This window comes from Mycoplasma sp. P36-A1, from assembly GCF_049478495.1.
GTDB lineage: Bacteria > Bacillota_I > Bacilli_A > JAJDGJ01 > JAJDGJ01 > P36-A1.
On the sequence record NZ_CP168083.1, the window covers coordinates 1,884,433 to 1,896,749 of the forward strand.

Annotated in this window: 10 protein-coding genes; 2 read left to right on the forward strand and 8 right to left on the reverse strand. The window is 29.1% G+C overall.

The window, feature by feature from the left end:
• Nucleotides 1-17: 17 nt before the first annotated feature.
• From ACD762_RS09130 to ACD762_RS09140, 3 genes are all read right to left on the reverse strand, one after another.
• Nucleotides 18-1,391 carry an APC family permease gene (locus tag ACD762_RS09130; protein ID WP_423363687.1) on the reverse strand — a complete coding sequence of 458 codons (1,374 nt, stop codon included), beginning with the start codon at nucleotides 1,389-1,391 and terminating at the stop codon, nucleotides 18-20.
• Between the two features lie 287 nt (nucleotides 1,392-1,678).
• On the reverse strand, nucleotides 1,679-2,545 hold the full coding sequence (locus tag ACD762_RS09135; RefSeq protein WP_423363688.1) for a ParB/RepB/Spo0J family partition protein: 867 nt from the start codon (nucleotides 2,543-2,545) through the stop codon (nucleotides 1,679-1,681).
• Nucleotides 2,532-3,305 (reverse strand): ParA family protein, encoded by a 774-nt coding sequence (locus ACD762_RS09140; protein WP_423363689.1) that lies wholly within the window; start codon nucleotides 3,303-3,305, stop codon nucleotides 2,532-2,534. The genes ACD762_RS09135 and ACD762_RS09140 overlap by 14 nt, the downstream gene beginning before the upstream one ends.
• A gap of 221 nt (nucleotides 3,306-3,526) precedes the next feature.
• Between ACD762_RS09140 and ACD762_RS09145 the strand changes: the two genes are divergently transcribed.
• Together ACD762_RS09145 and ACD762_RS09150 are read left to right on the forward strand one after the other, a co-directional pair.
• Complete coding sequence (locus tag ACD762_RS09145) at nucleotides 3,527-3,973, forward strand: DUF6530 family protein (RefSeq protein ID WP_423363690.1); 447 nt, start codon at nucleotides 3,527-3,529, stop codon at nucleotides 3,971-3,973.
• Between the two features lie 3 nt (nucleotides 3,974-3,976).
• Nucleotides 3,977-6,157 carry an AAA family ATPase gene (locus tag ACD762_RS09150; protein ID WP_423363691.1) on the forward strand — a complete coding sequence of 727 codons (2,181 nt, stop codon included), beginning with the start codon at nucleotides 3,977-3,979 and terminating at the stop codon, nucleotides 6,155-6,157.
• Between the two features lie 50 nt (nucleotides 6,158-6,207).
• Here the strand turns inward: ACD762_RS09150 and ACD762_RS09155 are convergent, their stop codons facing one another.
• The 5 genes from ACD762_RS09155 to ACD762_RS09175 form a co-directional block, all read right to left on the reverse strand.
• Nucleotides 6,208-6,927, reverse strand: a complete 720-nt coding sequence (locus tag ACD762_RS09155; protein WP_423363692.1) for a beta-ketoacyl-ACP reductase — start codon at nucleotides 6,925-6,927, stop codon at nucleotides 6,208-6,210.
• Nucleotides 6,928-6,957: 30 nt separating this feature from the next.
• The gene (locus ACD762_RS09160) at nucleotides 6,958-8,160 is read right to left on the reverse strand and encodes a thiolase family protein (RefSeq protein WP_423363693.1); all 1,203 of its coding nucleotides are present in this window, start codon (nucleotides 8,158-8,160) and stop codon (nucleotides 6,958-6,960) included.
• Nucleotides 8,161-8,628: 468 nt separating this feature from the next.
• Nucleotides 8,629-9,381 carry an OAM dimerization domain-containing protein gene (locus ACD762_RS09165; RefSeq protein ID WP_423363694.1) on the reverse strand — a complete coding sequence of 251 codons (753 nt, stop codon included), beginning with the start codon at nucleotides 9,379-9,381 and terminating at the stop codon, nucleotides 8,629-8,631.
• The gene (locus ACD762_RS09170; RefSeq protein WP_423363695.1) at nucleotides 9,374-10,933 is read right to left on the reverse strand and encodes a lysine 5,6-aminomutase subunit alpha; all 1,560 of its coding nucleotides are present in this window, start codon (nucleotides 10,931-10,933) and stop codon (nucleotides 9,374-9,376) included. Before ACD762_RS09170 ends, ACD762_RS09165 begins: the two co-directional genes overlap by 8 nt.
• 2 nt (nucleotides 10,934-10,935) lie before the next feature.
• Nucleotides 10,936-12,315, reverse strand: a complete 1,380-nt coding sequence (locus tag ACD762_RS09175) for a MutS-related protein (RefSeq protein WP_423363696.1) — start codon at nucleotides 12,313-12,315, stop codon at nucleotides 10,936-10,938.
• Nucleotides 12,316-12,317: the final 2 nt, after the last annotated feature.

The following is a 12,317-nucleotide window of genomic DNA, read 5'->3' on the forward strand; positions in this document are numbered from 1 at the left end:
AATATTATAATAATTGCTTATTCTGCTATAGGACCTTCCCCATTACTTTTCTTAACTGAATTATTAATAAAGTATCCTACTACTAGAATTAAAATTACAATTCCAGAGTATAAAGCCCAAGCTTCATTTGTTGAAATGAATGAATATACAATATAACCTTGTCCAATAATACCAATCACTGGAGCAATTACTGATTTTAGAATTCCTGCACCTTCTCTAGTACCATACTTAATAGAAGCTAGTAACAAGATAATGATTAATATTGCCATTGCCATGATTGGAATGTCATCAAATGCAATTGTACTGAACATATAGCTTGCACCATCTGCAGCACCTTCAGCAGCGATTGCTTGAATTGAATAAAGTACAAACCAAACTAAAGCAGCAGCTAAAGTTAAATATGAAGCATTACCAGTAGTTCCATATTTAGTTTCTTGTGCAAAGAATTTAGAATTTGGTAAGTCATTGTTAACAGCTAATGCATGTGGATATCTAAATGCAGCCATAAGGTTACCATTTAAAGTTCCCATTACTGAGATAACAACACAGAAGATAATTAATTTACCACCCATATTACCTAGTAACATTGTAGCAGCTTCTGCAACGTGTCCATCACCTAAGTCTACGATTCTCTGTGGGTTATCTTTGAATAACATTGTCATTCCTGTAAAGTATAAAACATAAGCTGCAGTTACGATAATAGCGTTAATTGCAAGAACTTTTGCGATATCTTTTTGTGGATTTTCCATGTCTCTAGACAGTGTAGCAACTGATGTCCATCCATCAAAAGCAAATGCCATTGAAAGAAGTGGAGCAGTAAATAAAGCCATTTCAAAATTACCAATTCCTGAAGATACAACTCCCATATCAAACTTAGCCATTCCCATTACACCAACAATAACAATTGGGAATAATTTGATGATAGTAGCAGCTGATGAGAATAATGCTGAAAACTTAGTACTGAAATAGTTCCAAGCATAGCAAAGAAGTAATAAACATAAAGCTACTCCTTGAACTAAGATAGCACTTGGATTTACAACGCTAACTAGGTCTAGTAAGAACCCAGAAGCTACAATTGATAAAATTCCCATTAATGTAGGAATATATACAAATGTTGTAAACCATCCAGTAATGAAAGCTGCTTTATTTCCATAGCATTCTTCCATATAACCTACGATTCCACCTTCTTTAGTAGATCGTGCTGCAAGAACTGACATACCAATTCCTGCGAAAATTAATGTGAAACCTAATACTAGCCATGCTAAGATAGCAACTCCGACATTTGCGTGCGTCATCGCTAGGATGTTATCGGCACGGAAATAAATTCCTGAACCGATTACCATACCTACGGCAGTAAGAAGGGCTTCAGTAAACGTGATCTTTTTATTCATGTTTTTTCCTCCTTATAAAGATAGTCTATACAACTATATGATTACGCATTTAGTATAACGAACGTACACATAAAAGTCAAACATTTGTTCATATTTTTTCCACACTAACAGAGTTTCTTTACTAGTTTAATCATTCATTAACAATATATGCGAGTATCAATAAGTTAAATAACTACCTTAGGTATAGGCTTTTAATAAGTTCAAAAAAAAACAACCCGTATTATCAACGAATTGTAAATTTATAAATTTTTTATTGTATATCAGTTAAAATTAGCTTAATAATATAATTAATCAATATTCACATTAAGCAATTCCATTAATCTGTTTAAATCATCTTCATTTTCAAAGTAGATATTAATTGATTTATTATCTACTTTAACTTTTGTGCCAAGTCTTTCTCTTAAGTTTGACTCAACTTCTAAATACTCAGCATTTACTTGTTTGATTTTCTTTTTAGGTTTATGTTCTGTTTTGAGATCTTGTACTAGTTTTTCTGTCTCTCTTACACTTAGATTTTTTCCTAAAATTTCATTTACAACTATCTCTAAAATATCATTGTCTAAGCCAATCAATACTTTAGCATGTCCCATGCTAATTTTTTGATTTAATATTAACTCTTTTATTCTTTCATTTAAAGATAACAATCTAAGTGTATTAGCTATGTGAGAGCGTGATTTACCCATCTTCTTAGCTAATTCTTCTTGAGTGTAGTTAGAATAATCCATAATTTGTTTTAAAGCTTCAGCTTCTTCAATTGGATTTAAATTTTCTCTTTGAACATTTTCCAACAAAGCTATTTCCATCATACTTTTATCATCAATATCAACAATAATAGCTGGCAAAGTTTCTAGTGCTACTTTAATTGCAGCACGATATCTTCTTTCACCTGCGACAATATTATAACCAATGGCAGCTTTTTTTACTATAATTGGAGTAAAAACACCGTGCTCTGAAATAGATTGTGCTAGTTCTTCTATTTTCTCATCATCAAAAACTTTACGTGGTTGAAAAGGATTAGGAGTGATATCACTCAATTTTAAACTAACTACTTCATCTTTATTATAATTTTGTTCTAACTCATCAATGAATTCATTTACATCGCCACCTAATAAGGCTTCTAAACCTTTACCAAGTTTTTTATTACTTTTTGCCATTAGCTTCACTCACCTCTTTAGCTAAACTTTCATAGTCTCTGCTACCTGGAGAATTTGGCGCATATTCACTTATAGGCATTCCACTTCCAGGTGCTTCACTCAGCTTTACATTTCTATTTACCACAGTTTCATATACTTTATTTTTAAAGTATTTTCTTACTTCTTTTGCAACTTCCATGCTTAGATTATTTCTTTTATCATACATAGTTAAAAGAACTCCTTCAATTTTCAAATTATGATTGAAGTTTTTTTGTACTAATCTTATAGTCATTAATAATTGAGTTAATCCTTCTAATGCAAAAAATTCACTTTGAACTGGAATCATAACTGAGTCTGCTGCAGTTAAAGCATTAGTATTTAAAACTCCTAAAGAAGGTGGACAATCAATTATTATAAAATCGAAAAAGGGTCTTAGTTTTTCAAGTTGGGTTTGAAGCATTTTCTCTCTTCCATTTGTAACACTTGCAAGTTGTAAATCAACACCAGCAAGGTCAATGCTTGCAGGCATTATAATTAAATTTACAAACTTGGTTTGTACTAAGGCTTCCTCAGCTTCGCATTGATGCATTATTACATCATATACTGACTTTTCTACTGTTGGTTTATCTATCCCTAATGCGCTAGTACTATTACCTTGAGGATCTAAATCTACAAGTAATACTTTGTATTCCATATGTCCTAATGCAGATGCTAAATTTACACTAGTGGTTGTTTTACCAACACCACCCTTTTGATTGGTAACTGCCATTATTTTTGCCATGATTCATCCCCATTTCTTAAATTCATTCTATTATATTTTACCATTTTAGAACACTACATTCAATTATATACAAAACACATTATAATTTTATTTTTTTATTAACACTAATAGTGTATCAAAATTCTAGATTATTTAAAGTTTAGTTAAAAACTAGTGTTGTCTTATACAAGTTAAAAATTTATCAGTATAATAATTATAATAACAAAAAGGAGTTGTTTTACGTGAAAAAAGACATAAATTATATAATAAAAAATAAAAATTATAATAAAATAGATGGTAAAGACTATTTAGATTCTGATATTGAATCATTAAGTATTGGCTATGTTGAAAGAAATGGTCTATTAGATGGTGACATTGCAGTCGAATTTCAAGATAACGAATCTAAAATATTAACTGCAACACAAGCTCTAGATTCAGCAATTACTTTATTACAAACATCATTATACTTTCAAGATGCCTATAAATTTAAGAGTTTGTATGACAAGGATAACCCAACAGCTGGATTAATTGGTGTTCAAGGTGGAAGACTAACTTTTGATATTGATTTAGATAATCCAAATATTGAAAGAGATTTAAATTCTTTCTATAATACACTCCAACAAAATGGTGAAATATTAGGTGAAAGATACAAAATTATTGCTAGATTACTTAAAGAATTAGGTTATTAAACTATGAAGCCATATAATATTACTAATAATAGAATTTTTAGTAGTGATGAATTATCTAAAATATGGGATATGCCAATGAATCATAAAATTAGTAATTTAGAGTTAGAAATTGCTAGTAATATTTTTGAAACATTTTATGAAAGTGATTTAAGAATTAATAATATCCTTTTAGAAGGTGATGCTGGTTCTGGAAAAACTGAGTTAGCAAAAGCTCTTTCATATCATTTAAACCTACCATATGTTAAAGTTACTTGTTTTGCAGATATGGATAAATCTGATGTATTTGGGGCTTTATTGCCTGTTATAGATAGTGATGATACTAAGTATAAAGCTATTGTAGAAATTTTAGAAAAATATAGTATTTATGATGAGGTAGTCAATAAAATAAGCAGTGAGCTATTTATTGATAAAGATAGTGTATCTAGTTACTTAAATAACTTAGTTAATGAAATTAAGCCTAAAGAGGTTAGTTACAAATATTATCCTTCTGAAATTGTAAATGCTTTTGAGCATGGTTACTTACTTGAAATTCAAGAGCCTACTGTTATTCGGGATGCTTCTGTGCTAGTTGCTTTAAACTCTGTTTTAGAACAAGATGGTATTTTAAATACCCCATTCAAGTCTATAAAAAGACATAATGATACTATAGTAGTTTTAACTACTAATCGTTCTTATCAAGGTAATAGACCTTTAAATGAGTCTTTAAGAGATAGAATGCATATTAGTATTAAGATGAATTTACCTAGCATTGATATTATGATTGATAGAGCCATTGCTAAAACTAATTTTAATAACAGGAATTTACTTAATTCGATGGCCCTTATTATTAAATTATTAGATGAAACTGCAAAAGCTAATAACATAAAAGGTGTCTCTGGTATGAGATCATTTTTATACTGGGTTAATGATTTGAAAAATAATCATGATATTATTGATTCATTTTACAATAAAGTCTTATATAAGATTACTACTGATTCTACCGAAATTCAAATACTGCTTGATGTTTTAAATAAAGATGATTTATTAAATAAATTAAAGCAAACTTCTAATGATCAGTTATCTTTAAAGCAAGTTGATCTATCTACTTTTACTGTTGAAGATATTAATTCTGATGAATTGTCTTTACTTGTTAATAAAGAATTGGAAAATAAAGATAAATTTGATGTTAATGATAGTAAAAAAGAAGAAGTTAATGAATCGATAGAAAGTAGTAATTATAATGAAAGTTTAAAAAGCTCTAGTGATAAAGATAGTAAGTTACAAGAAAATAAAGATATAGTATCAGTTCATTCTTTAGCTGATATTAGTAAAAGTGGTGTTGATAGAAAGCTTTTGAATAAAGATGCTCGAGCCATTTTGAATAAAACTATTCACAGTAAGTCTGGTTTAATTATTCATAGACCTAAGATTAAACAAGAATATATTGAGTTGATTAATGATGATATTTTAAAAATACAACCTGTAGTAATATCATTAGTTAAAAAAACACTTGCTTTAATTGATCAGGATAGTGATGTATCTATAAATAACAATTCTTTTATTGGTCAAAAGTTTAATGCTTCTAAAATTGTTAATAAGGATTTTCGTTATTTTACTAAGTATTCTAATGAAGATACTAGACCACCAATAGCTATTGCCTTGAGAATTGATGAATCACTATCTATGTCTAAAGGTAATAGGATTAATAGTGCAAAAGTTTCTGCCTTAGCTATTAGCTTGTTTGCTAAATATTTAGATCTACCTTTACTAATCTATGGTGATACTGCTGATATAAGCGAGCGTGAGAAAACTTCTATTTATTCATATAAGGAGTTTGAAGATGACTATGATAGAGGTATCTATTCTTTAGAAGCTATTAAACCTAAGCAAAACAACCGTGATGGTGCTGTTTTAAAAGTAATTTTAAGTAAATTAGAAAATGTAGAAGCTAGAACTAAAATTATTATTAATATTAGTGATGGGCTTCCAAAAGCTGCGCCAAATTATTCTAATCAAGTTGCTATTGATGATTTACAAGATATTACTCGACAAGCTATTTCTAATGGTATTATCTTTATTGCTGCTGCAATTGGTGATGATAAAGAAAAAATCAAGAATATTTATGGAGCTAGTAATTTTCTAAACATTAGTGATTTAGATTCTTTGCCTAATATACTAATATCATTAATATCTAAATACATATAAAAAAGAGCTCAGTTGAGCTCTTTTAATTTATTTTGTTTGTAGTGTGAGTACTAAAGTCTCATTCCACCATTAACACTTAATACATGTCCAGTAACATATGATGCTTCATCACTTGCTAAGAATAAAATTGCATTTGCAATTTCTTCTGGTTGACCAAGTCTTTGTAACATAGTCATTTTTGCAAATTTTTCTAATAAATCTTCTGGTACAGTTTTTAAGATATCTGTCATTACATAACCAGGAGCTACAGCGTTAACTCTAACTTGTTCACCTTTACGAGCAAATTCTTTTGCCCAAGTTTTTGTTAGACCAATAACTCCAGCTTTTGTTGCTGCATAGTTAGCTTGACCAATATTACCAAATTCTCCAACTACAGATGAAATGTTAATAATTGAACCTACTTTGTTTGAAACCATGTGTGGTCCAATTAATCTTGTCATATTGAATACACCTTTAAGGTTTACATCAATTACTGCATTCCATTGATCATCTGTCATTTTTGCAGTTAATGTATCTTTTGTGATACCAGCATTATTTACTAAGATATCAATTTTTCCATATTTTGCAATAATTGCATCAAAAGTTGCTTTACATCCTTCAACATCTGTTACATTAAGAATCATTCCTTCTACATTTTCATGTGTATAAGATAATTCTGACATATCAGTTGCGATAACTTTAGCTCCTTCTTCAGCTAATCTAATTGCAGTTTCCATACCGATTCCTTTTGCTCCACCAGTTACTACTGCTACTTTGTTTTCTAATCTCATTTTACTTACCCCTTTATTTGTTTTTATTTATTAATCAATATTTTCGACTAATATTGCAATTCCCATTCCTCCACCAATGCATAATGAAGCTAAACCATATTTTTTGTTTAATCTTTTCATTTGGTGTAATAGTGTAGTTACAATACGAGCACCACTTGCTCCAACTGGGTGTCCTAAAGCTATTGCTCCACCACACACATTAATTTTTGCTAATAGTTCTTCTTTTGGTGTATTGTATTTTTCAACTAATTCTGTTACAACTCCTAATGATTGAGCTGCAAATGCTTCGTTTAATTCAAATATTTCTATATCTTCAAATTTAATATCTGTTTTTGTTAATAAGTTTTCAATTGCATGTACTGGTCCAAGTCCCATGTATTGAGGATCGATTGCTGCTTGTCCTACTGCAAGAATTTTTGCCATTGGTTTGAAACCATATTTTTCTACCATTTTTTCACTTGCGATAATTGAATAAGCTGCACCATCATTAATACCACTTGCATTACCTGCAGTTACAGTTCCATCTTTTTCAAATACAGCACGTAATTTTCCAAGTTTTGCTAAATCACTTGTACGGTTAGGATGTTCATCTGTATCAAAAACAATATCACCTTTACGGTTTTTAATAGTTACTGGAACTATTTCTTCTTTAAAGTATCCATTGTCTATTGCATTTATTGCTTTTAAAGTTGAATTGTAAGAAAATTCATCTTGTGCTTCTCTTGAAATAGAGTGTAATCTTGCAATGTTTTCTGCAGTTACTCCCATGTGAACTCCACTATATGCATCAGTTAATGCATCAAATACTAGTGTATCCTTTGCAACTGCATCTCCAAGTCTTAATCCTTGTCTAGCATTTGGAATAGCATATGGTGACATTGACATATTTTCACTACCACCTGCAATAATCATTTCAGCTTCTTCAGCTTTGATTGCAGTATAAGCATTTGCTATACTTTTAATTCCTGAACCACAAACCATGTTTACTGAGTATCCTGGAATTTTTTGATCTAAACCAGCTTTAATAGCTACTTGTCTACCAACACCTTGTCCTGCTAGTGCTGGTAATACATTACCTGTAATTACTTCGTTAATATCGTTAGAATCAATTTTGTTGTCTTCAACAAGAGTCTTTACAACTGTAGCTCCTAATTCACTTACTGGTACTTTTGATAATGATTTGTCTAAAGAACCAATTGCTGTTCTTTTAGAATCAATAATGTATACATTCATATGTATATCCTCCTTTAGGTTATTTTTTTTATATTTTTTCTGATTTTTCTGAATAAGGTAAATCAATTTTTATTTACATCACTTCTCAATTTTTAGTAGATTATTCTATTATATAATAAATTTATTATGAGTTAGAAAATAACACTTTCTTTTCTATTACTTTCTTCATTTATAATTATAATACTAAATTAGTCATTTATCTAACACCTGACATGTGACTTTTTACTCAAGTGATTTTATTAATTTTTCTTTACCTAATTTTATTATAAACATCATAATTCCTTATCACAAGTTTATCATACTATTCGCTAATATTGTTTTTTTATGTAACTCATAAGCATTACTTATGTATTAGTATAATATTAATCATTGTTTTTAAAGTTATAGATTATTCCTTTACTTTACGTATTTTTTACAAAAAAAAGCTAGATTTTTAACATCTAGCATTTTTTTATTTGTATAAATTATCTATTTAATATTTCTTTCTACCATCTCTTGAACTGCAAAACTTGCAACATCATCAGCAAATTTTCCAGGTCCAAATCCAGCATCATAACCTAGCTCTTTAGCTAGTTCATGTGAAATTCTTGGTCCACCACCAATTAAGATAACTTTATCTCTTAAATTACTAGCTTCTAATAATTCTACTAAGTTTGTCATATTTTCAATATGAACATCTTTTTGTGTTACTGTTTGAGACACTAATAAAATATCTGCATTTAAATCGATAGCTTTTTGAATTAATACTTCATTTTCTACTTGACTACCTAAGTTATATGCATCTATCATATCGTATCGTTCTAAACCATAATGTCCAGCAAAACCTTTCATGTTCATGATTGCATCAATACCAACAGTGTGCGCATCTGTACCAGTTGAAGCTCCAACTACTATTATTTTACGTCCAATGTTTTCTTTGATATAATCATCTGTTTCATGCATATCCATTACTTCAGTTTCTACTTCAACTACTTTAATATCATCATAGTCTAATCCTTTAGTTAATTGACCATAAACAACATAGAAAGTGAATCCATCATCTAATTTATGAGCATAAGGTACTAAAGGATTTTCTAATCCCATATTTTTTGCTGTTATTTTAGCTGCTTCTATTCCTTTTTGATCATTATTCACAGGTAAAGTAAATGAAAGTTGTACTTTACCATCATTCATAGTATCTCCATAAGGAAGAACATTTTTCATATCTAATGTACTAGACACTTGGATCCACTCCTTTCATTAAATCAATAAATGGATTATAGTATACGTCTTCTTTAGCTACTACACCTTCTAGACCTTTACCACCATCAATTGGTCTTTTTACATCTGCAAAAATTCCTTTTTCTAATGCATTGAAAAGTCCATAATCATTAATTTCTGCTAATAGATCAACAGCATTATCTAAAACTACTTTTGCTCTATTTTCCATTATTCCACCTTTTTTAAATTCAATTTCATCACTTAGTGAAGCCATTGAATCAAAGATGTATTGTGCATTTTCTATTGAAACATATCTATCAGAAATAAATGGTGTGTGAATTGCTTCAGTCATCATTCCTAATAAATGTAATCTTTGACCTGTTAAAATAGTTACCATATTAAATAATGCATCTTGTACTTGTCCTTTAAAGATATTACCAGTCATATATTTAGTTGGTGGCATATATTTTAGAGGTGCTTTTGGGAAGATTTCTCTTACCATTTGCGCTTGTGCATATTCATAAACAAAACTATCTTTTGTATCTGGATCAATTTCAAAAGCATGTCCTAATCCCATTTGTTCTTCAGGCATACCTGCATTAAGTGCGAATTGTTCATTGATGAATTGAGAAGCTACAACTGTATGTGCTTGATCATAAGCATCTGCAGTAGTTAAGTAGTTATCTTCTCCTGTATTTATAATAACCCCAGCAAATCCATTAATTATTCTTGAGAAGTATTGATCAACTAATGTTCTTTTCATATTGATATCTCTAAATAGAATTCCATAAAGTGCATCATTTAGCATTACATCTAATCTTTCTAAAGCTCCCATAGCTGCGATTTCAGGCATACATAGTCCTGAACAGTAGTTACATAATCTAATATATCTTTTTTGTTCTTCTCCTACTTCATCAAGCGCTTTACGCATGATTCTGAAGTTTTCTTGAGTTGCATATGTACCACCAAAACCTTCTGTAGTTGGACCAAATGGAACATAATCTAATAATGATTGACCAGTTGTTCTAATTACAGCAATAACATCTGCACCTTGTCTAGCTGCTGCTTTTGCTTGTGTGATATCTTCATATATATTTCCTGTTGCAACAATTACATATAACAATGGACCTGTTTTATCTCCATAGTCTGCTAAATAATTGTTACGTTGTTGACGATTACCTGCTATTTTTGTTACAGATTCTTTTGCTACTTTATCCACTGTATTTTTAATTTCTTCAATACTAGCCATAGCAAGTTCAGTTATATTTAGTTCTTTTGCTCCAACTTTTTCAGCAATTTCTTGAGCGCTTAAATTTGTTTGAATCATAGCATTACCTAAATATAAACAAATTCCATCTCCTAGTTTGTTGTTTTCTACTAAATGGTCAACGATTAAATTTGGGTATGGTACTCCCATTTCATCAACATTATCAATTCCGAATAGACGAGCGATTGTTCTTTCAGTTGCTACAGTAGTATGTAAATCCACAAATTCTTGTACATCATCTGCTATAGTTTTAGATATCTCTCTGGCTTTATCAACTTGATTCCAATCTATGTTTAATTTGCTCATTCTTATTCCCCTTTCTTGTATTCTGTTTCTATATATTTTTTTAGTTCTTTATCCATGTTTAAAAAGTTCATTACTTTAAAAGCATCATATGGAACTGTTTTTTCTTTATCAACTTTTACTAAAGTGTAATCCATTACTCTTTGGATATCATCACTTGTACTACATATAATATCACAATCATCTAAACCTTTTACTTGATAATGTACATGCTTAACATCTGGATCTAAGTCTAAGTGTGTTGATAAGACTGCATACACATTTTTATTTTTCAAATATCTTATTAATCCTGTTACAATTTTCTTAGCTTCTACTGGATTTGTTCCTCTTGCAAATTCATCAAGTATTATTAGACCATTATCATTGTTATTAATTATTTCTAATGCTTGATTTAAGACATATACTTCCATACCAAATGAACTTAAACTATTTTCTACATCTTGTAACTCATCAGAAACAAAAAGTATGTATGAAAGTATTGGCATTGATGCTTGATCGGCAAATGGGTAAAAACCATTTTGAAACAGTAATGTATTTAGTAAAATATTTTTTAAAGTAACACTTTTTCCCGACATATTAGATCCTGTAATTAATGAAATATTTTCTTCTATGTCAATATCTAAACAAGTATAATTATATCCATTTTGGCAGACTATTTCTTTTATCATTGGATTATATGCTTGATTTAAGACAATGTTTTTACTAAAACTAGGTTTGTTTAAATTATAATTATTTGCAACTTTAGCTTTAGCTATTAGCAAATCTAATTTAGATATTTGTTTTATTGTAGCAATTAATGAATCTTGATAATTAGCAATTGTTTTACTTATTTCAACTTTTACTTTTAATTCTTCATCTTTTATAATTTCTTTAATTGATTCATCATCTTTATTTTCTTTTAATAAACGTCTATTCTGTTTTAGTTTTTCAGAATATTCATCATATAAATGAAAAAATGGCATCTTTGAATTATCTTTATCTAGATATTCAAACAATGGTGTATAATCAAAGAAATTAAATTCTTGAAGCTTTGTTTCAATTGGAGTAAATAAAACAACTAATTTTTTTACATTATAAATCATTTTTTTTATTTCAAATATTTCTATTTCATCTAAAATCATAATTTCTAAATTATCTACTATATTTTTAATATCTTTAAATCGTGCAAGTAAGACTTCAGTTTCTTTAAAAACTTTTTTATTATTATTTAGTAATTCTTGAACAATTTGTATTTTATTAAACTCTTCTTCTAATTCGGCTTCATTTGTATAAGGTTTTAATGTATTTAGTAGATCTTGTCCATAAATACTATTAATATTCAATAGATCCATTACATATTTATAACCTATTTCATTTTTTTGTTTAGTGTCTAAATATTGTTTCATTT